The sequence below is a fragment of the Sulfitobacter aquimarinus genome, assembly GCF_040149565.1.
In the GTDB taxonomy this organism is placed as follows: Bacteria; Pseudomonadota; Alphaproteobacteria; order Rhodobacterales; family Rhodobacteraceae; genus Sulfitobacter; species Sulfitobacter aquimarinus.
Window position 1 is genome coordinate 194,982 of the sequence record NZ_JBEFLO010000002.1, and the last position, 20,552, is coordinate 215,533.

Consider the following 20,552-nt stretch of genomic DNA (forward strand, 5'->3'; position numbering starts at 1 on the left):
TTTCTGGCGTGATCCCGGTACAGACGCAGCCCTCAGTCTTGCGCCTGTACTGGGGTCAAAGATCGACCTGAATGAGGTAAGGCCCGGGTGTGTCCAGCCCTTCTTGCATCGCCGCATCCAGTGCCTCGCAATCGTCTACGCGGCACGCGTCGACCCCCATCGACCGCGCCATTTGCACCCAGTCAAGCGCGGGGCGGTCCAGTGACAGCATGTCGATGGCACGGGGGCCGGGGTTGCCGACGCCCACATTGGTCAACTCGCCGCGCAGGATCTGGTAGCTGCGGTTGGCAAAAATCAGGATCGTTACATCCAGCGCCTCACGCGCCATGGTCCACAGGCCCTGCACGGTATACATCGCCGATCCGTCGCCCGTCAGGGCCAACACTTTGCGATCAGGGCAGGCGATTGCACAACCGATTGCGGCGGGAATGCTGTACCCGATGGAGCCGCCGCAGTTGTTCAGCCAAGTGTGCGCAGCCGCGCCCTTGGTCGCGGGAAAGAACGCGCGGCCCGTGGTGACGGATTCATCGACAATGATACCGTCCTCGGGGATGTTGCGGGCAATGACTTGGGCGAGTTTATCAAGGTCAAGCGGACCTTTCGGGCGCTCAGGCAAGTCCGCCTCGGCAATATGGGCGGGCGGTGTATCTGTGGCGTCAACAGCGTCCGTAAGAGCGGTAAGCGCGCCTGTCAGGTCCGCGCCCGCACCTGCAAGGGGGATGATGTCCGCGCCCTCACGGGTCAGGATCGCGGGCTTGCCCGGATAGGCAAAGAACCCGATGGGCGCACGTGCCCCCAGCAGGACAATGCGTTTGTAGGGCTCCAGCACTTTGAGCGCGATGTCGATCGGGTAGGGCACGCGGTTGATCACCACGCGGCCCGCGCCGCGCTCGACCCGTGCGTTTGCCCATTCCGACAACAGCTTGCAGCCCGTCTTGGCCGCGATACGGCCTGCCATTTCCAGATTGCTTTCGGTCAGCGCGGTCCCGCCCAACAACAGCAAGGTCTCTGGCCCGTCCAGCGCTAGCGCCGCTTGGTCCAGGGTCGCCGCCTCACAGGGGGCAGGCGCAGGGGGGACGCGTGCGCCGTGTACTTCGCCGCCTTCATTCCATGCTGTATCGCTGGGGAGGATCAATGTTGCGATCTGGCCAGGGGCGACCATCGCGGCCTGAACCGCTTCGACGGCGTCTATGCCTACATCCGCAGCCGAGGTTGAGCTGCGCACCCAATGCGAGACGGGCCTTGCGATCCCCTCGATGTCAGAGGTCAGCGGCGCATCAAGTTCGATGTGGCTCGCGGCATGTTCGCCCACAATATTCACCACGCCCGAGCCCGCCTTTTTGGCGTTGTGCAGGTTCGACAGCCCGTTGGCGAGGCCGGGGCCAAGGTGCAGCAATGTCGACGCAGGCTTGCCTGCCATGCGGTAGTAGCCATCGGCAGCCCCCGTCGCCACGCCCTCTTGCAGCGCCAGAACCGAACGCATGCCCGCGATGTGATCTAGGGCCGCGACAAAGTGCATCTCGGAGGTGCCGGGGTTGGTGAAACAAACCTCGACGCCGCTGCCGATCAGGGAGCGCACAAGGCTTTCTGCACCGTTCATTTTGCTGTCTTTCACGATGTTTCCTCTTTCCAATAGGGTGCGCGCAGGTCTTTTTTCAGGATCTTCCCGATGGTGCTGCGGGGCAGGGTGTCGCGTATTTCAACGGCTGACAGACGCTGGCTTTTGCCCAGGGTTGCGTTGGCGTCTGCCATGATGTCGGAGCCTGTCCGTGTGGCGCCTGCACGCCGCACCACAAGGCCCAGCGGAGTCTCCCCCCAATCGGCCGAGGGCACGCCGATCACGGCCGCATCTACCACATCCGGATCGGCCAGCAGGACCAGCTCCAGATCGTTCGCATAGATGTTCAGCCCGCCCGAGATGATCATGTCTTTCTTGCGGTCCGACAGCACCAAAAATCCGTCTTCGTCAAAGGACCCCATATCGCCAGAGCGGAAATAAACGTCCCCTTCGGCGTTGCGCCAGATATAGTCGGCGGTCAGATCATCGCGACCGTAATAGCCTGCCATCATCGTAGGGCCGCGGCCACAAATCTCGCCCACGGCACCTTGCGGCACTTCAACACCGTCCGTGTCGATCAGCCGAATATCATTGCCGGGGGCGAGTTTGCCGACGGTATGCAGCTTGGTCGGATGCTCGTCCGCTGCCAGAACGGTTACGCCGCCGCCTTCGGTCAGGCCGTAATACTCCAACAGTTTGCCGGGAAACCGTGCCAGCACATCGGCCTTCACATCCGCCCGCAGCGGCGCAGAGGTCGAGAATTTGACCCGCATGGAGGTCAGGTCAAAGCTGTCGAAATCGGGGACATCCATGATGCGTTTATATTGAACAGGCACCAGCATGGTGTGGGTGATGCGGGCAGACTCGACGATCTGCAAATAGCCGCGTGCATCGAATTTGGGCATCAGATACACGGTCGATCCGCCAAAAAGCGTGGGGATAAACGACACGATGGTGGTGTTGGAATACAGCGGGGTCGAGATCAGCGTGCGGGCATCGTCGTCATAGCCGTTGGGAGAGACACGCTCCATCTGCGCGGCGCGCATCCAGTGATTGTGCAAGATACCCTTCGGCGTGCCGGTGGTGCCGGAGGAATAGATCAGGTTGAAGGCGTCCGACATATCAATCGGGATCATGGGGTCGGTGGTGTCTGCGGTGGCGAGCGCGCCTTCGAGATCCTCGAAATCGGGATGTGCAAAATCAATCGCAAAGCGGTTGAGCGGCATATCGGCGATGAAACCGCTGACCAGATCCAAATACTGCTTGGCCACGAAAATCGCCTTTGCGCCGCAGTCTGCCAGCATCTTTTGCAGTGCCTCGGGCGCGGCCATCGACGATAGCGGCGTGACACAGCCGCCCGCTTGCACGATGCCCAGAAACAGCGTGGCATAGGGGATCGAGTTGGGCGAGATGATCGCGATGTTGTCGCCCTTTTGCAGACCAGTGGCGAGCAACAGGTTTGAGATACGGTTGATCCGCTCCCCCATCGCGCCCCATGTCATCTGCGTGCCCTCACAGACCAGCGCCAGATGTTCGGGGTGTGCCGCGATGTTATCGCGAATGCGTGCGACGACAGTCTCGGTCGGGGGGGTGTCAGAGATTGGCGGATTGATCGGGGTCATCTGGGCACTCTCGTTTTGGGGCTGAAGACAGCCGGATTGGAATGGTATTGACCTCCTTCGCAAAGGGCCAGCACCGCAAGTGAAGTAAGATGCACGTCGCTTGTTGTGACTTCCCGAAGGTCAAGTTAGCGTTGGGTCAATGCTACGCAGGAGCCGCTATGACCACCATCCCCCATTTGTTTCGCCCAATAAAACTACGCGGCGTTGAGGCCCGTAACCGCATCGTAATCTCGCCCATGTGTCAATATTCCGCGCATGAAGGTCACATGGATGACTGGCACGTTGTGCATCTGGGGCGGTTCGCCACGGGGGGTGCGGGTATTGTATTCACCGAAGCGACCGCAGTGCAAAAAGGGGGGCGCATCACGCACGGCTGCCCGGGGCTATGGGCCGATAGCCAGATCCCTGTTCATGCCCGCATCACAGAGTTTTCCAAACGCAACGGTGCGATCCCCGCGATCCAGCTGGCCCATGCGGGCCGCAAAAGCGGTATGCAGCGCCCGTGGTTCGGGAACGGGCCCCTGAATGATGCAGACCTCATGCGCGGTGATATGCCGTGGACGCCAGTTGGCCCCACCGCGCTGCCTGTGGCTGACGGGTGGCCCATGCCACATGCGTTAACGCAAAGCGACATCGAACAGCTGATTGCGGATTTCGTATCGGCGGCAAAGCGCGCGCTCGCCGCGGGGTATCTGATTGCCGAAGTACACGGGGCGCATGGCTATTTGTTGCACAGCTTCCTGTCGCCCCTTTCGAACAAGCGGACGGATAAATACGGCGGCGATCTTGCGGGGCGGATGCGGCTGGCGCTGGAGGTGACGACAGCCGTGCGCGAGGTTTGGCCCGATGATCTACCGCTGTTCTTCCGCACCTCTGCGGTGGATGGCACGCCCGAGGGGTGGAGCCTTGAGGATACCGTCACCCTCGCGACCGAGCTTAAGCGCATCGGTGTCGATGTCATGGATTGCTCCTCCAGCGGGATCGCGGGATCGGCCACAGCCAGCGTGCCCAAAAAGCGGCAGCCGGGGTTTCAGGTCGGCTATGCCGAGCGGGTGCGCAAGGACGCCCAGATGCAGACGATGGCCGTGGGGCTGATCACCCATCCACAACAGGCCGAGGAGATACTGGCGCAGGGGCGCGCCGACCTGATCGCAATCGGCCGTGAGGCGCTGGTCAATCCGATGTGGGGATTGCATGCGGCGCAAGCGCTGGGGGTCGACCCGCAGTTTGGCATGTGGCCCGAACAATCAGGCTGGTGGCTGGCCTCACGGGCAAAGACTTCGGATTTCTACACGCCCGATGCGTGAGACGATGGTGACAAAGGCCGAACCAAACAGAAAGGCAGCACAATGAGACCCTTCACTTTCAACACAACGCCAAGCATCCGCATGGGGGCAGGGCTTTTGGATGAATTGGGCGGGATCGCCAAAACACTGTGTGGCGACCGTGTGCTTTTGGTGACGGATCCCGGCATGATGACCACGGGTATCGTGGACCGTGCGCTGGATTGTTTGCGCAAGGCGGGCGTGTCGGTCACTGTCTTCTCGGACGTTCAGGCCGACCCGCCAGAGGCCGTGATCCACGCCGCCACACAAGCCGCGGCAGGGACGGGGGGTGTGATTGGCATCGGCGGCGGCTCCTCCATCGATGTCGCCAAACTTGTAGCGCTGCTGGCGAAGGGCGGGCAGGCTTTGGCAGACGTTTACGGTGTCGGCATGGCCAAAGGGCCGCGTCTGCCGTTGATCGCGGTGCCCACCACCGCAGGGACGGGCAGTGAAGTCACCCCGATCTCTATCGTTACCACAGGTGCCAGTGAGAAGATGGGCGTGGTCAGCCCTGTGATTATCCCTGATCTTGCTCTTCTTGATCCCGACCTCACCCGCGATCTGCCCCCGCATGTGACGGCGGCCACGGGGGTGGACGCGATGGTCCACGCGATTGAGGCTTTTGCCTCGGCCAGCCCCAACAATAACGCCATCAGCCGTGCGCTGGCCTGCGAAGCATTGCGCCTGATGGGCCCCGCATTGGAGCGGGCGGTGCATCAGCCACACGATATGGACGCGCGGGCGGACATGCTGTTGGGGTCATTGTTGGCGGGGCAGGCTTTTGCCAATTCGCCGGTCGCGGCTGTGCATGCGCTGGCCTATCCCGTGGGCGGGCATTTCAAAGTGCCGCACGGGCTGTCCAATGCGTTGGTTTTACCGCATGTAATGCGGTTCAATGCCGAGACTGCGCCGGAACCTTACGCTGCCCTTGCCCCGATCGCCTTTCCCGCGTTGGCGGGGCTGGAGGTGCCACAGGCTGCATTAGCCTTTGCCGACGAACTCGCCGCGCTATCGCTACGGTGCGGGTTGCCGTCAGGTTTGTCAGGTGTTGGCATTTCCGAAAGTGACCTGCCGCTGTTGGCCCGAGATGCGATGAACCAGTCGCGGCTTTTGGTGAATAACCCGCGTGAGGTGACGGAGGCGGACGCGCTCGCCATTTACGGCGCAGCGCTATGATCCTCCCGAGGCGCAAGGTTTGAGGGCACTCGCCTCTCTCGCCGCAGTATGGGAACGTCAAACGCCTGTGCTGCGCGGCATCTTGCTAATGTGCTGCTCAACGGTGGCGTTTGCTGGAATGCACGCCTTGGTGCGCTTCGTCTCGGAGGTGTTGCCGCCTTTCCAGATCGCCTTTTTCCGCAATATCTTTGGTTTGATGTTTTTGCTGCCCCTGCTGATGCGGTCACGGTTCAAGGTTTTGCGCACCCAGCGGATCGGCCTGCACGCGCTGCGCGGCGTTATCAACATCGGCGCAATGCTCATGTTCTTTACCGCGCTGTCGATGTCGCCCTTGGCAAAGGTCACAGCCCTGAGTTTTACCGCCCCGATCTTCATGGCAGTTCTGGCCGTGCTGTTTCTGGGAGAGCGGTTTCGGATATACCGCTGGCTGGCGATCCTGCTGGGCTTTGCCGGTATGTTGATTATCCTCAGGCCTGGCGTTGTGGCTATTGATACAGGCGCGATACTGGTGCTGGGCTCGGCGCTGCTTTGGGCAGTGGCGATGCTCATCATCAAGATACTGTCGCGGACCGAGCAGAGCGTGACAACAGTGGCCTACATGGGCATCTTCCTTGGCATATTTTCGGTCTTTCCTGCGATCTGGGGCTGGCAGCCGTTTACCCTGCAAACTTTGGGTTGGATGGCGCTGATCGGGTTGTTCGGCACAATCGCACAGATGACCCTGAGCCAGGCATTGAAGGAAACCGATCCGACCGCCTTGATGCCGTTTGATTTCCTCAAACTGATCTGGACTGCCATCCTCGGTGCCTGGTTCTTTGCCGAGATACCTGATGCCTTTACGTGGATCGGTGGCGCGGTCATCTTTGCATCGGGCCTGTTCATCGCCTACCGCGAGCGTCAGGCAAGGCACGCCACCGCTTTAGCACTCACGCACAGCTTGAAAGGACAATTCTATGACAAACGCACATAAAAAGGTGTTCGCCTCCATCCTGCCGGCGGCCAGTCCCGAATGGCTGGCCCTGCACCAAGAGGAGATCGTCGAGCCTGACCTGCCAATCATTGATGCCCACCACCACCTGTGGGAGCTGCCCCGCGTGCCGCGCTATCTGCACGAAGAACTGGCTGCCGATTTGACGAGCGGGCACAACGTAATCGGGACGGTTTTCATGGAGTGTACCGAGGCCTACCGCGAGAGCGGGCCCGAGCGCGAGAAGCCATTGGGTGAGACAGAGTTTGTCGCAAATTTCACCGCCGAGGCCGCCAACGGTCCCGCGGGCACGCACGGCGTGTGCAAAGGCATTGTCGGACGAGCGGACCTGATGGAGGGTGCCAGCGTCGAGGATGTGCTGCTCATGCACCGCGAATTGGGCCAGGGCCTGTGGCGCGGTATCCGCAACTCGACCGTTTATGACGCCACAGGCACCGTGCGAACAACGGCGCGCACGCCCCCTGCGGGTGTCTTGATGGATGCTACATTCCGGCAAGGGTTTGAAAAGCTGGTGGGCCTTGGCATGTCGTTTGATTGCTGGCTCTATCACACCCAACTGAATGAGGTCGCTGATTTGGCCCGCAGCTTTCCGGACGCGAATATCATTCTGGATCATGTCGGCGGGCCAATGGGTTCGGGCGCCTATAGCGGTAAGCGGGACGAGGTTTTCCAAGTCTGGAAAAAGGGTATCGAGGCCATCGCCGCGACGCCAAACGTAAGCTGTAAGCTGGGCGGTTTGGGCATGAAGATGTTCGGCTTTGGCTTTGACGCAAAAGACACGCCGCCCACGTCCAAGGAACTGGCAGCCGCGTGGGCACCTTATATCGAAACCTGTATCGAGGCCTTCGGCCCTAACCGCTGCATGTTCGAGAGCAACTTTCCCGTGGATCAGGTCAGCTGTAGTTATCCGGTGCTGTGGAACGCATTCAAACGGATCGCGGCCCGGTACAGCGCTGCGGAAAAGACAGCACTATTTTCCGGAACAGCCCAGCGGGTCTACGCGCTCTGAGCATTCCCATATCTAAAAAGGCGCAGCTGTCACCGCTGCGCCTTTGGCTTTCAGTTCTCTGTCAGCGCGGCCACGATTTTGTCAAAGACCTGCGCCGCTTTCACGCGCATCTCGTCATCGGTGGCATCCTGTATCGGATGCTGCACCAAGACATAGCGCGCGCCGTCCATCCCAAGCGCGGCACGTTGCGTTTGTGCGGCTTGGTCAAACTCGCTCGAGGCGATGGCGACTGCGGGGATCCCCTGGATTTCAAACCAGACGTTGTCGTGCATACTGCACGTCGTACAAGATCCTCAGTCGGCCAATGCCTCGACCAGATAATTGCATTCATCGCGGATTTGATGGCGCAATGCATCGGGGCAGGGTTTGGTGAAGGTCGGCTTTCTATAGCGCTGGATGCTCACGTCAGGCGCATACGCGGCCAACAGCTTTTCCAGCTCGTCCAGCATGATATTGCCGCGTGGTTTTGCGATGTCCAACAGGCCGATCACGCCTGTCAGGCTGCCAGTCCGCTTGGTGACCTGCCGTGAGACGGGGACGCGTTCGTCCGTTGGATCAAGAATTGTTGTCATAGAGTTCCTCCTCTGTGGGTGAGCCTAGCCCAAGTCGATCTTCTTTGAAACAGACATCGAACCGGTCGATCCCGTCACCCAGCCGTGGAAGGCGGCGGACCATTTGCCCGCTTCTGATCCTGCTACAACGATGTGGATATAGTCGGTGCTGGCGAATTTTGCGCCTTGTGGGGCGGCGTTCGGCTTGTCGGCCTTCAGCGCGCCATCGATGCGGTCAGGCGCATCGGGCCGCGCTGTTGCTTCTTGCATACGGGCGCGCAATTGCTCTTTGGAGAACGGGCCTTCCTTCATCAACGTATCGATATGTTCGGGCGTGACGACCAGCAGCACATCGACGGGCAGATGCCGCATGTCGGGCGAAAACGCCCCTTCCAGCCCCAGCCCAAGCGAGCGTCCAAGGTCCGCCGCATTGCGCGAGGTCTGATCCACAATCTGCACCGGCCCACTGGTCATCGCGAACACGGTGACGACGGAATCCTCGGGCTGAAATCCGCGCTCGACATGCAGGGCGGGCCAAGGGGTGCGTTCTTCGAACTCGGCAAAGCACATTGTGAATTTCATCGGGCTGCCAAGGGTGGAGCGTTCAACACCGCCAGTCGACGCCCCGCCGATATTCCGCACAACCAACTGCACCGCCCGCCCGATGGTGGCATTGGCGCGGTTGCCGGCACCCAGCGCGCCAAGCGCCATGTTCATGCCGATCTTTTCGCGAATGGGGCCGTTGACCACCACAACAGGCGAGGCACCCATGGTTGTGGAGGTGACGCCGTGGATGTTGAACTCATCGGTGCAAATCGCCTCAACAGCGGTGATTACAACGGGCAGATATTCGGGCTTGCACCCTGCCATCACCGCGTTGATCGCGATTTTTTCAATCGTCGCTTCGCCCATATTCGGGGGCACGGTCGTGATGACCTCTTGTGGGTCGCGGTGCGTGCCCGCCAACATCCGCATCACCCGCTCGGGTGTGGGGGGCACCAGTGGCAGCCCGTCCGAGAAACCCTGATCGAACATGAATTCTGCAACGTCGTCATCGGCTGCGACATCAATCTTGCGGGCACGGATCGGGCTGTCGTCCGCTTCGGCGCGCAGCTTGTCATAGACGGACGGGTCCAGATGTTTGGAGCCGCAACCGGGGCGCCACGCAGGCAAACTGGCCCAATCCACTTGGGCAACGGGCTGGGCCGTACGGGTGCTCATATCAGCGGCAAGCGCTTCCCAGTCGGCACGCACGAACCCCTCAAAATGCGACAGCACTTCGCCGTTTTTATCTATCCAAAAAACCGATGGGACGCTTTCGATATCCCACGCAAATGCCGTTTTGCAAAAGCGGTCATCAAGCAGGGGGATCGTCAGATCATGGCGCGCTGCAAAGGCTGCATTATCGTCGCCAGACTGCCCAACCAACTGGACGCTCACCTTGTCGCCATGCGCGCGGTGCAGCGCCTCCAGAACGGGGCCTGCGGTGTTGCAAGTGTCGCAATCCTCTTTGATAAAACAGACCAGACTGGCACTGTCTTTTGGATAGACATGGGCGGTCCCCGCCAGATCGTTTAACGAAAATGCCTGTGGTGTGCCGCTCATATCTGTTCTCCCGAATGAGGCCTTAAAGGGCTTTTGGCCTGCTTCAACCCTTGGCGGAGGTGGATGGGAATCGAACCCACCACACGCCGCATAGACGCGTCCGTGGTTTTGAAGACCAGGGAAGCCACCAGACTCCAGTCACCTCCAAGTGGTGCCAGCTTAGCTAGGTGAATGGGTATGGGGAACTGGATTCGCTGCAACCAGGTGGCGTGTTTCATCCTTACGTAGCGTCACGCCGATGCTATCGAAATATTCCAACAACGGCACCACGACCCTGCGGCTGGTGCCCAACGTGCTGCGCGCCTGAGACGTCGTGAAGGGCAGGGGCGGTGGAAAGCCGCTGGCAATGGTTTGCACGGCGCGTGCCACCGTGTCTTTGTGAAAAACCAATGTCTGTTTGAGTGCCACATTGCGCATGGCAATCAAGGTCTCCCTGTCGATCAAAAGCTGTAGCAGCTCAGCGGCATCGTCTGTGGAAGAGAAGGAGGCCGGCGCTGGCGGTGCGAGGCCCGCTTGATGATACTGATCTTCGATTTGGGTGAGGGTTTTGCGTTGTGCGGTGTTCAACAGGGCTATGGGGTCGTGGTCATAAAGCGCCAGCATCGTATCATGCCTGCGGATCTGACTGTTCGCCACAAGGCCGTCTTCGGTATGTTGTAACAGCGCAGGTGCAAGAGAGGGTATTTGGATCAAGGTCCGCGGAGCCGCGGTGCGCAGCGGATGTTTGAGGTGGTATTCGGACAGCAGGTCCAAGATGGCCGCTTCCGCAGTAGCGAGACCTTTAGGTGACGTAATCAGATCGCCTTGCAGCGTAACAAAATCACTTGCTAAATGCTGGCGCGTCTCAGTGGCAGGCAAACGCCGCAAGCGGGCAATCGTGGACACATCTGTTACACCCCCGCCGCTCTGGATGAGCGCGTCTGCAAGAGGGTTCATGTCACCTGCATCAGCGGCTGTCAGAACCTGCATGCGGCCCCGATCATTCGGTCGTGCAGGCTCGGCTAGTGGATCGATCACAACCGCACCGCCAATTGTCTTGGCTGGCGACAAAGACCGCAGAATTACTCTTTGGCCTGCAAAGCACACGACAGGTTTTCTGAACCGTAGTTGCGCAAAACGGTCTTTTGGGTTTTCACTCCTGAACAGTCGAACTTGTGCGACTTCGCTGCCGGTCCCGAAAAGGACGCGGATCTCTTGCATGTGTTTGAGGTTTTTGGACGGTGCGCCCAACATATTCAGCTTCACATCAAGACAAGTGGTAGGCGAGGCCGCCCCCGCCGCACACAGCACCGCGCCGCGCGGAATGTCGGCTTGCGTGATCCCGCGCAGATTGGCTGCCATACGCTCATTCGGATAAATCCGGTCACGGTCATTGCCGCGACTTTGCAGGGCGCGCAGCGTGACGACGCGCTCCAACGGCATGAGCGTCACAGTGTCATCAACGCTCAACGCCGACCCAAGCAAAGTGCCCGTTACAATCGTCCCGCGGCCGGGCATAGAGAACACTCGGTCAACGGGCAGAAAACTTTGAAGCACAGGTGCGGGTGGGGCTGCGCCCTCTATCAGGTCTTCGAGGGCAGCATTCAGAGCGTCGATTCCGCTACCTGACCTGGCCGAACAAACCACCAAAGGGGCGCCTGCAAAGGCCGTCTGTGACAGGGTTTCTTGAATGGCCGGCAAATGCTCCGCATGGTCGGCGGCGGGCAGCACGTCTGCCTTTGTCACCGCGATAACGGCCTGCTTGATCCCGAGCAATTCGGCGATGCGCAGATGCTCTAACGTTTGCGCGCAGATGCCTTCCATGATCGAAATAACAATCAGCGCCGCTTGCGCGCCAGTGGCCCCGCTGACCATGGCAGATACAAAATCCGCGTGACCGGGGGCGTCTACAAAATCAACAATCCCAGCGGGATAGCTGCGATGCGCATAACCTGGCGTGATGGACAATCCGCGCGCCTTTTCTTCGGGCAGGCGGTCGGTGTGATGCCCTGTCAACGCATGCACCAAAGCGGTTTTGCCGTGGTCCACATGCCCGATCACAACAACGCAGCAGGTTTTCATGGCGCAGCTATCTGCGCCACTGCGCGGGCGATGAGAGGCACTTCATCGTCGCTGACCGTGCGCAGATCGAAGACGACTTTGCCCCGTTCGATCCGGCCCATCACGGGTGTTTCGGCGCGGCGCAACGCGGCGGTCAACGCATCGGGCGACATGCCCGCGAGGGTCACAGAGACGGCGAAGCTTTCTAAATCCTGTTCGGGTAACGCACCCCCGCCGACCTGTGCGCCGCTTGCAACAACAGCTGTATCTTTGATGCCGACAGTTACCAGCGTCTGCGCCAACCGATCCGCGCGGTTCCGCACGGTTTCCACAGAGTCCGACAACATGCGCAGCACAGGTATCCGCACCGTAGGGTCATAGGGCGCACGGTAAAGCCGCAAGGTGGCTTCAAGTGCTGCAAGCGACAGTTTGTCGATCCTGACCGCACGCATCAGCGGGTGCGATTTGAGGCTTGCGATGATGTCGCGCCGTCCTGCAATAATCCCAGCCTGCGGGCCGCCAAGCAGTTTATCACCTGAAAACATCACCAGATCGACGCCCGACTTCACGATATCAGAGACGACAGGCTCATCCTCAAGCCCGTAAGGGGCCAGATCAATCAGCACGCCACTGCCGAGGTCTTCCATCAATATGACCTCTTTTTGTCGGGCAAGACGGGCAAGGTCGCGGCGATCAGGGGAAGCGGTGAATCCGACGATTTTGAAGTTGCTGGTGTGGCTTTTCAACAGGACGGCGGTATCCGCATCAATCGCGTTCTCATAGTCGCTAAGTCTTGTTTTATTCGTAGCACCCACTTCGCTCAGGGTTGCGCCGCTTTGGGCGATCACATCGGGCAGGCGAAACGATCCGCCGATCTCGATCAATTCGCCGCGCGAGGCGACAACGCTGCGGCCCGTTGCGGTCGCCATCAGGCTCAGCAGAACTGCGGCGGCACAATTGTTGACGACGACGGCGGCTTCGGCACCTGTCAATTCGCAAATCAACGCCTCGACGTGATCATGGCGTGATCCGCGTTTGCCGGTGTCCAAAGCGAGCTCGAGGTTGGTGGGCGCGCTACCTGCGATCTGCATGGCTGCAATCGCTTCGGGGGCCATGCGGGCGCGGCCCAGATTGGTGTGGATGATAATGCCTGTCGCGTTGATCACGCGGCGCAGAGACGGCGCACGGGCTGCTTCTATTTGGGCGCCGATATGTGCTGAAAACTCTGGCGCATCAAAGTCGGGCAGCGAAGTTGTTGCACCCTCCAACAGATCACGGCGCAGGTTGGCCAACACTTTGCGCAAGGCATCGACTGTTTCGGGGCGGCTGTACTGCGCAGGCAGCTTTGCGATTGCGGGCTTGTCCAGCAGGGTTTGAATTTGTGGAAGGCTTCTCAGAGGGTTATTCATATTTGCACCGCTTTACGCAGGGCGAGGGTTTGCGCGGCCCAAAGGGCCAGAGCATACAGCAGCGTTTCGAAAAGATTTCACCATCCTGCACATAGAATTCCCAGTTTGTTGCGTGTCAACTTTGCAGGGCCGACAGCTGCGGGTCCACCCCTAAGGGGCCAGAATTCTTGCAAAAGGGAGGCTCTTCATCGCAGTATCATGGAAAGCCTTACCCACACTACCGTGAAGCGGAGCCAGCCCCATGACAGACGTAAGTATCGCAGATTTCGACACTGAGGTCTCTGGCAAAGATCTTGAGCATCGCGCGGCACAGGGGGCACGCGCATTGCAGTCGATTGGCGCAGGCGCGGATGTGCCCGTAGCCGTCATCATGCGCAATGATTTGACCCAGCTTGAGATTATGCGCGCCGCCGCGCAGGCGGGATGCGTTATCGTTGCGCTGAACTGGCATGCCGCCGCCGAGGAAGTTGCCGCAATCTGTGATGACAGTGGTGCGCAAATTGTAATCATCCACCGCGATCTGATCGACGCCTTGCGCCCCGCGCTTGACGGGCGGCGCGTGATCGGCGTGACACCTGCGCCAGCGCTCTGTGCCGCCTACGCGATCACGTCGGCTGCGGCTGCAACAGACAGTGACGGCGACGAGTGGTCCACCCTCGTCGATGCGCAAGCGCCAATCGAACACCGTGAGATGATGCGCCCGTTGCGGCGCTACACATCAGGCTCGACGGGCGCGCCCAAAGGCGTCAAGCGATTGGGCGGCGGGCCACGCAAGGATTTTGAGGAAATCTTGCGCCGTGTAGGCTCCGAAATGATGCGCCTGAAGCCGGGATCGCGGTTTTTCACAGCCGCTCCAATCTACCACTCCGCGCCCTCCACGCTCACCAGTGCAGCACTCGTGAGCGAAGGCGTTTCCATCCTGATCGCGCCAAAATTCGAGCCGGAGGCGTTTCTCGCAGCCATAGAGGCGCAGCGGATCACCCACATCTACCTTGTTCCCACGATGATGAGCCGGATGTTGAAGCTGCCGCAGGCGGTTAAGGACCGATATGATCTCTCCTCGGTTGAATTCTGTGTCTCGACGGGGTCGCCGTGGCCGCATGACCTTAAAGAGGCGATGATTGAATGGTGGGGGCCTGTCTTTTGGGAAAGTTACGGCGCGACCGAGATCGGGTTTATGACCATGGCGTCCTCCCATGACGCGTTGGCCAAGCCGGGCACCGCAGGACGGACGCAATTGGGCTGCTCAATCCTGATCCTTGATGATGACGGCGTGGAGTTGCCCGCAGGCGAGGTTGGCGAAATCTATGCACGCATGGATGCCTTTGGCGGGTTTGACTACTCGAACGATCCCGAAAGCAGGCAGGCGGCGGAAAAGCACGGTCACTTCTCGGTCGGGGATCTGGGGTGGCTGGATGAGGACGGCTTTTTGTTCATCACCGACCGCAAGAAAGACATGATTATTTCGGGGGGTGCCAACATCTTTCCAGCCGAAATCGAGGCGGTTCTGATGCGTGCGCCTTTCATTCGCGACGTTGCCGTATTTGGTGCGCCTGACCCCGAATTCGGTGAGCAAGTCGTCGCAGCGATTGAACCCTCGGCCGACTGGGTGCCCGATGCCACGCAGGTGGCGGCATTTCTGGAGGGCAAGCTGGCAGGTTTCAAACACCCCCGCATCATCGACTTCCACGATGCCCTGCCGCGTGAAGACAGCGGGAAGATTTTCAAGCCTCGATTGCGAAAGCCCTATTGGGAGGCTGCGGGTCGCAACATCTAGATGTTGGCTATGCTACCGGATGGGGCTACGCTTTGCTCTATGATCCTGAAAGAGATGTTCCAGTAAATGCAATATACCGAGCCGCTTACGCGGGATCTTCTTCTTGTCGGAGGGGGACACGCCCATGCGCTGGTCCTCAAAATGTGGGGTATGCGCGGGCTTGCGGGTGCGCGGGTGACGGTGGTCGATCGCGGGCCGACCACTCCCTACACTGGCATGTTGCCGGGTTTTATTGCAGGGCATTACACGCGGGATGAGATCGAGATCGATCTGCACCGTCTGTGCAGGTTTGCCGGCGCTCGGTTGATTGTCGGCTCTGTCACCTCGATTGATCCAAACGCGCGGCGCGTCGCCCTCAACGGGGGGCGTGTGCTGGACTATGATGTGATGTCGGTCAATGTCGGCATTCATTCGGCAATGCCCGACCTTCCGGGGTTCTCTGAATTTGCAGTGCCGGCCAAACCTTTGGGGGCGTTTGCTTCTGCCTGGCAGACGTATCTGGATCAGGTGGAGGCAGGTGTATCGCAACCTCAGGCGACAGTCATAGGAGGCGGCATCGCAGGGATCGAGCTGGCGCTTGCCATGACCCATGCGCTGCGCGCCAGAACACCGCACCCCAAGGTGACACTGATCGAGGCGAGCAGCCAGATCGCAGCCCATGCGCCTGCGTCACGACGTGGCCTCGGAGAGGTCTTGGAGGGCAGCGGCGTGCAGGTGATCACCGGAACGACAGCAACCCGAATTAACCGCGACACGATCGAGTTGAACGATGGGCGCCGCATCCCTAGTACCTTTACCGTCGGTGCGGCGGGTGCCCATGCCCATCGCTGGCTGCAAGGCGCGGACCTGCCCCTGACGGACGACGGGTTCATTCGCGTGGGGCCCGAACTGCGGATCACAGAGCACAATGACATCTTTGCCGTCGGCGATTGCGCGCATCTTACCCATGCGCCACGTGCCAAGGCAGGGGTCTTTTCAGTACGCGCCGCGCCTGTTCTCTATCGAAACCTGCGGGCCGCATTGTCCGGTCGGCCTATGCGGAAATTCCAACCGCAGAAAAGCTATCTCAAGCTGGTCTCTCTGGGGGGCAAAGCGGCGTTGGCCGAAAAATGGGGGATAGCCTTCGCTTCCCCGCTTTTGTGGAGGTTAAAGGACCGTATTGATCGCAAGTTTATTGCGCAGTTGTCGGACCTTCCCGACATGCCATTGCCAAAACCGCCGCGTGTCATGGCGTTGGATGATGGCGCCCTGCGCCAGCCTTTGTGCAGCGGATGCGGCGGAAAAATTGCACCAACCGCGTTGAACGGCGCGTTGAGCCAGCTGGAGCCGGTAAGCCGCACTGATGTTGTCTTGGGACCGGGCGACGACGCCGCGATAATCGCCAACGGCGGCGCGAATTTGGTCCTGACCTCGGATCACCTGCGCGCCTTCACCGAAGACCCAGCAACGTTTACGCGGATCGCAGCCCTTCATGCGCTTGGGGATATTTGGGCAATGGGAGCGCAGCCGCAGTCGGTTCTGGTCAATCTCACGTTGCCGCGCATGTCCGTCCCTCTGCAACAGCGCACGATGGCTGAAATAATGAAGGCGGCGGAGGATGTGTTCACCGCTGCGGGTGCCGCGATTGTCGGCGGGCACTCGTCCTTGGGACTTGAGATGTCGGTCGGCTTTTCTCTCACAGGGGTGCTGGACGGTGCGCCGATTTCAACCGCAGGGGCGCGGGTGGGCGATGCCTTGGTCCTGACCCGTGCGATCGGCACTGGTACGATTTTTGCCGCCGACATGAAGGGATTGGTAAGCGGTAGCGATATGCATGCGCTCTTGACGCTACTTGCCCAACCACAAGACAGCGCAGCAAGGATTTTAAGGCAGGCAAACGCGATGACAGACGTGACAGGGTTTGGCCTTGCAGGCCACCTGTCCGCGATCTGCAAAGCGTCGAAGGTTGGCGCGGTTTTGGACCTCGGTGCCCTTCCCCTGCATGCTAACGCCAGGCGGTTGGCAGAAGCAGGTATTCGGTCAACGATCTGGGAAGAAAACAGGCGCGCGGCACCTGTGCAAGGGGGCGATGGCCCACGCAAAGCGCTATTGCACGATCCTCAAACGGCAGGCGGGCTGCTTGCGTCGATCGACCCATCACAGGCACCGAAGGTGGTCCACGATCTTCGCAAAGCGGGCCACGATGCAGCCATTATCGGACATGTCGTTGATACCCGTCATGCAAAAGATATGAAACGGAAACGGACGGATCCAACGGCCATTGAACACGCGGATGAATGTTTGATTACCGTGTGCTGCTAAGAACTTACGGCGCGCTGATGTGGTCCTGTGAAACTGCGCAGCGTGCTGTAATGTGTCCGATCTTGAAGGCAAAATACAGGAATGGCCAAACAGGCATGTTCGGAGACCTTGAGCGCTAGGGTGGTTTTCGAATCGCTTTGCGGTTGCAAGACGGCGCAAGGGATTGCGGCCAGATGCGTTACCCACCCGCCGCAGGCGGCGACGCAGGTCCGGCAGGCGATCGGTCACTGCCTTTTTGCGCCTTGAAGTTGCAAAAGAGGGGGCGGGTTGGGACAATATCGGCTAATCGACGGCTTTGTTCTCTAGTTTCTATATAGCGACAAATTTTGGCCACATTTATCCTCAATTATAAACCTGCCGATTAACACAGCATAAGGTTCGTTAAATGTCTCGCATCTGGGTAACAGGAATTTTGGTTGTCGCGGCGATTGCAGGCCTCAAGACCTTTTTGGTTGTTTCTCTCCTCCTGCCGGGGGCGCATGGCAATCTCGAACTGATCTCGGGCCTTTTTGCATTGTTCTTCGCACTGACAGCGGCAGTAGCCTATCTGAGCTTTACGCAAGTAAGAGCGCTTCTGGAGCGGCAGCGGAAAGAAAAACTGGTACCGGGAGCGGGCGAGCCCGTTGCAAAAGAGACGGTCATTTTGCGAAACGCGCAGGGTTGGGGACTGTCCCAAGCTGAAGCGGATGTTGCAATTTTTGTGGTCAAAGGTTTTTCCAACGCCGAAATCGCCGAGATGCGCGGATGTGCCATCGCAACTGTGAAATCCCAATTGGGTCGCATCTATCACAAAACAGGCTTGGCGTCGCGGTATCAGCTTATTGCTTTTGTCACAGACGAAGTTTGCTCTATGGCTTTCGAAGCCGAAGAGGACACGCCTCAGGTGATGACACGGGACGTGTTGCCTTTGGTCGGGCGACAGAAACGCGCGCCCGAAGGTGGGCCGTTGAAAGCAGCCAGAGTCTGATTCTCCGCTCGTTGCGGTTGGATATTTATGGTGCGGTCCACGTGCTTACTGAACCAGTCGGATGGTTTCGCAGTGGTGGTCCTTTAGCTCCAGCTCCCCCTCGCCAAGCTTTACCCCTATCCCTGCCAGCGTTGCATCCAGCACGCTATCAACTGGTGCGCTCAGCGTTGCCAGTAATCTGTCGGGGAGGGTAGCAAGAAGCACGTCGACCAAAGGCGCCGCGAGGCCGGTAATGAGTCCGGTCTGACCGGGCTTTACCCGCAGCTCGGTCGATTGCGGAGACAGCAGGCTGGCCGTCGCCGAAGACAACATCTCGACAGAGCCAAAGGTTTTTACGGTTCGACCTTGTGCGATATCCGCGTGTGTAAAGGTGATGCTTTCGGTTTCGGACGTGCCGACTGCCACATGCGAACGGGCCTGGATCGTGATGCCGCTGAGCGTGATATCGGGCACAAGAGGCAGCAAAGAAGGGATCGTCAAATTGACGTCCAACAGGTCCGCGAACTCTACTTCCGCAGGATCAATCGGTCCGCCTGTGTCCGGCAGATGGCCGAGGTAGAGTGCTGCGACCGCCGTGCCGTTTTGCGGGTGCAAGGGTGTCGGCGCGGTCAGAAACCGTGCCGCAAGATCATCCGCACGGGCGCCTTTGCACGCAAGCGTTTCCAGCGATGCGGTCGCCCCCGCCAGTTCTGCATAGATGGGCAAATCAACCGAGGCGATCTCGATCCCTGCTACAAACCCGCCCAGAAGGCTTGGCGCGATTTGGGTTCGGGTCTCGACTCTCATCGCGGCACGGTGAAGCTGAGCCCCTTCTTCGCCCATCGCGATCCAGCCCGATTCTGCGGCGGGCTCACCTGCTGTGATTGCAGTCTGCGTGGACAGAATGCCTGCAACACTCAGGTTCAGGTCGATGTCTGATGTATCCCCAACGGTCTGCGCCGCGACCAGCGCGTTGACCGCATCAAGGGCGGTGATCTGTGTCGCCAGCAAGGCTTGCGTGGCGGTGAGCCCAAGTTCGGTATCAATGCCGCTGATCAGCGAAGACACGTCAAAGCTGGTGCCCGCCGCCGCAGTGCGCAAGCCCGCAACCGCGGGTGCCAACGCGGGCGGCAAGAGCGATTGCAGTGCTTGGATGAACGCGCCGCCCGAGGTTTCCGCATTGAGGATTTCCGCCGGATTGCGGCCAACATCAAGGTTAAGCGCCTCCAGCAATGCGCCCGCGCTTATGCTCGTGGCAGAGAGAAGCTGCATGTCACCCGCAGTGATCGCGGCATTCACGCCAAATTCCTGCGTGATAATGTCGTTCAGGGCACCGGAGCCGATGTTGACCAAGTGACTGTCGAGAGAAAATCGCGCCAAACCCGTGCGGGAGGCAGTTGACGTACGGTTCAGGTTCACGCTGGATTGGTCCGTGAATATCCGCGCAAAGTGGAGCGGCGCATCTTGTTGGGCGACAAGGCGCACGGCGTTGATGCCCGCACTGCCTTCTGCAAGCACTTGAAACCTGTCCTGTGCGGGCAGCGCCGGATTGCGCAAATACCGGCCAAATTCTAGGCTCTCGAGCGCGTCTGAATCAGCGCTGTTACGGGTCATGGCCAGCTGCGCGTGGCTGGTTGCCTCATCGATGTGGGCCACAGCACTCATCGCGGAAAGGTCGCTCAGCGATTGGAGCTGCGCGCGCGCGCGGTAAAGCGATGCCACATCAACGCCCAGTGCCGTAAATCCAAGCAAAACCACCAGTAACAGAGCGACAATGACTGCCACCGCCCCGTCTTCATCACGCTGGAAATCGGGCTTGGGGTTAATACGCAACATACGCACTCCCGTCGATTGTTGTAATGCCAAAGCCAAGGAAGCTGTTGGCAATCTCCAACAGGGAGCCCTCCACACCGTAAGTCACATCGACGAATATGCCCGCAGTGGTTTCGTCATCAAACGACACACTATGCGTCACCGCGTCCTGTATCAGCAGCGGATAGCGCACGCTTGCTTGGTCCAGATAGGCCGTTGCCAGCGCTTCGCGCTCGATCGTATCAAGGCCCGCGACGCTAGACCGTGCAGCACCTGCTGCCAGCTGGCTCACTGAATGGCTGACCCCCATAAAATACCCGACCGTGATGATGCCGAAAAGAAGCGTCAGCAAGATGGGCGCGATCAAGACAAATTCGACCGCGACTGCGCCGGACTGGTCATTTCTGAACCGAGAGATCGTGTTTCTCATGGC

At 59.7% G+C, this 20,552-nt stretch carries 15 protein-coding genes and 1 tRNA gene; 7 read left to right on the forward strand and 9 right to left on the reverse strand.

Annotation, left to right across the window (positions count from 1 at the left end; translation table 11 throughout):
- Nucleotides 1-55: 55 nt before the first annotated feature.
- Complete coding sequence (locus tag ABMC88_RS05050; protein ID WP_439655579.1) at nt 56-1,600, reverse strand: acetolactate synthase large subunit; 1,545 nt, start codon at nt 1,598-1,600, stop codon at nt 56-58.
- 11 nt (nt 1,601-1,611) lie between these two features.
- Entirely contained in the window at nt 1,612-3,180 is a 1,569-nt protein-coding gene (locus ABMC88_RS05055; protein WP_349575756.1) for a class I adenylate-forming enzyme family protein, read from the reverse strand.
- Between the two features lie 158 nt (nt 3,181-3,338).
- On the opposite strand from ABMC88_RS05055, the gene ABMC88_RS05060 reads away from it, so the two are divergent.
- Genes ABMC88_RS05060 through ABMC88_RS05075 form a run of 4 tightly spaced genes read left to right on the forward strand, consistent with a single transcriptional unit; the run spans nt 3,339 to nt 7,678 of the window.
- Nucleotides 3,339-4,487 carry an NADH:flavin oxidoreductase/NADH oxidase gene (locus tag ABMC88_RS05060; RefSeq protein WP_349575757.1) on the forward strand — a complete coding sequence of 383 codons (1,149 nt, stop codon included), beginning with the start codon at nt 3,339-3,341 and terminating at the stop codon, nt 4,485-4,487.
- A gap of 42 nt (nt 4,488-4,529) precedes the next feature.
- Nucleotides 4,530-5,681 carry an iron-containing alcohol dehydrogenase gene (locus tag ABMC88_RS05065; RefSeq protein WP_349575758.1) on the forward strand — a complete coding sequence of 384 codons (1,152 nt, stop codon included), beginning with the start codon at nt 4,530-4,532 and terminating at the stop codon, nt 5,679-5,681.
- Between the two features lie 19 nt (nt 5,682-5,700).
- A complete protein-coding gene (locus tag ABMC88_RS05070; protein WP_349575759.1) occupies nt 5,701-6,651 on the forward strand; it encodes a DMT family transporter in 951 nt (316 codons plus the stop codon).
- Nucleotides 6,635-7,678, forward strand: coding sequence for an amidohydrolase family protein (locus ABMC88_RS05075; protein ID WP_349575760.1), 1,044 nt, complete (start codon nt 6,635-6,637; stop codon nt 7,676-7,678). The genes ABMC88_RS05070 and ABMC88_RS05075 overlap by 17 nt, the downstream gene beginning before the upstream one ends.
- A gap of 50 nt (nt 7,679-7,728) precedes the next feature.
- Here ABMC88_RS05075 and ABMC88_RS05080 read toward each other — a convergent pair whose 3' ends face one another.
- From ABMC88_RS05080 to selA, 5 genes are all read right to left on the reverse strand, one after another.
- Nucleotides 7,729-8,250 (reverse strand): UGSC family (seleno)protein, encoded by a 522-nt coding sequence (locus ABMC88_RS05080; RefSeq protein WP_349575761.1) that lies wholly within the window; start codon nt 8,248-8,250, stop codon nt 7,729-7,731.
- Between the two features lie 24 nt (nt 8,251-8,274).
- Nucleotides 8,275-9,834, reverse strand: coding sequence for a TlpA family protein disulfide reductase (locus ABMC88_RS05085; RefSeq protein WP_349575762.1), 1,560 nt, complete (start codon nt 9,832-9,834; stop codon nt 8,275-8,277).
- A 51-nt stretch (nt 9,835-9,885) separates the two neighbouring features.
- Nucleotides 9,886-9,980: transfer RNA gene (locus ABMC88_RS05090), tRNA-Sec, on the reverse strand.
- Between the two features lie 13 nt (nt 9,981-9,993).
- Nucleotides 9,994-11,895 (reverse strand): selenocysteine-specific translation elongation factor, encoded by a 1,902-nt coding sequence (gene selB / locus ABMC88_RS05095; RefSeq protein WP_349575763.1) that lies wholly within the window; start codon nt 11,893-11,895, stop codon nt 9,994-9,996.
- A complete protein-coding gene (gene selA, locus ABMC88_RS05100; protein ID WP_349575764.1) occupies nt 11,892-13,283 on the reverse strand; it encodes an L-seryl-tRNA(Sec) selenium transferase in 1,392 nt (463 codons plus the stop codon). The genes selB and selA overlap by 4 nt, the downstream gene beginning before the upstream one ends.
- 241 nt (nt 13,284-13,524) lie before the next feature.
- Between selA and ABMC88_RS05105 the strand changes: the two genes are divergently transcribed.
- The 3 genes from ABMC88_RS05105 (at nt 13,525) to ABMC88_RS05115 (ending at nt 18,328) form a co-directional block, all read left to right on the forward strand.
- Nucleotides 13,525-15,060: an AMP-binding protein gene (locus ABMC88_RS05105; RefSeq protein ID WP_349575765.1), complete on the forward strand. Its 1,536-nt coding sequence runs from the start codon at nt 13,525-13,527 to the stop codon at nt 15,058-15,060.
- 66 nt (nt 15,061-15,126) lie between these two features.
- Nucleotides 15,127-17,361, forward strand: a complete 2,235-nt coding sequence (gene selD, locus ABMC88_RS05110) for a selenide, water dikinase SelD (protein ID WP_349575766.1) — start codon at nt 15,127-15,129, stop codon at nt 17,359-17,361.
- Between the two features lie 412 nt (nt 17,362-17,773).
- Complete coding sequence (locus ABMC88_RS05115; protein WP_349575767.1) at nt 17,774-18,328, forward strand: helix-turn-helix transcriptional regulator; 555 nt, start codon at nt 17,774-17,776, stop codon at nt 18,326-18,328.
- 45 nt (nt 18,329-18,373) lie between these two features.
- On the opposite strand, the gene ABMC88_RS05120 is transcribed toward ABMC88_RS05115, so the two are convergent.
- On the reverse strand, nt 18,374-20,143 hold the full coding sequence (locus tag ABMC88_RS05120) for a pilus assembly protein TadG-related protein (RefSeq protein ID WP_349575768.1): 1,770 nt from the start codon (nt 20,141-20,143) through the stop codon (nt 18,374-18,376).
- A complete protein-coding gene (locus ABMC88_RS05125) occupies nt 20,130-20,549 on the reverse strand; it encodes a TadE/TadG family type IV pilus assembly protein (RefSeq protein WP_349575769.1) in 420 nt (139 codons plus the stop codon). The genes ABMC88_RS05120 and ABMC88_RS05125 overlap by 14 nt, the downstream gene beginning before the upstream one ends.
- Nucleotides 20,550-20,552: the final 3 nt, after the last annotated feature.

Coding starts and splice junctions, on each gene's coding strand:
- ABMC88_RS05125 (WP_349575769.1), bottom strand. CDS start 20,549: ATGAGAAACACGATCTCTCGGTTCAGAAATGACCAGTCCGGCGCAGTC.
- ABMC88_RS05060 (WP_349575757.1), top strand. CDS start 3,339: ATGACCACCATCCCCCATTTGTTTCGCCCAATAAAACTACGCGGCGTT.
- ABMC88_RS05055 (WP_349575756.1), bottom strand. CDS start 3,180: ATGACCCCGATCAATCCGCCAATCTCTGACACCCCCCCGACCGAGACT.
- ABMC88_RS05050 (WP_439655579.1), bottom strand. CDS start 1,600: ATGAACGGTGCAGAAAGCCTTGTGCGCTCCCTGATCGGCAGCGGCGTC.
- selB (WP_349575763.1), bottom strand. CDS start 11,895: ATGAAAACCTGCTGCGTTGTTGTGATCGGGCATGTGGACCACGGCAAA.
- selD (WP_349575766.1), top strand. CDS start 15,127: ATGCAATATACCGAGCCGCTTACGCGGGATCTTCTTCTTGTCGGAGGG.
- selA (WP_349575764.1), bottom strand. CDS start 13,283: ATGAATAACCCTCTGAGAAGCCTTCCACAAATTCAAACCCTGCTGGAC.
- ABMC88_RS05105 (WP_349575765.1), top strand. CDS start 13,525: ATGACAGACGTAAGTATCGCAGATTTCGACACTGAGGTCTCTGGCAAA.
- ABMC88_RS05075 (WP_349575760.1), top strand. CDS start 6,635: ATGACAAACGCACATAAAAAGGTGTTCGCCTCCATCCTGCCGGCGGCC.
- ABMC88_RS05065 (WP_349575758.1), top strand. CDS start 4,530: ATGAGACCCTTCACTTTCAACACAACGCCAAGCATCCGCATGGGGGCA.
- ABMC88_RS05085 (WP_349575762.1), bottom strand. CDS start 9,834: ATGAGCGGCACACCACAGGCATTTTCGTTAAACGATCTGGCGGGGACC.
- ABMC88_RS05120 (WP_349575768.1), bottom strand. CDS start 20,143: ATGTTGCGTATTAACCCCAAGCCCGATTTCCAGCGTGATGAAGACGGG.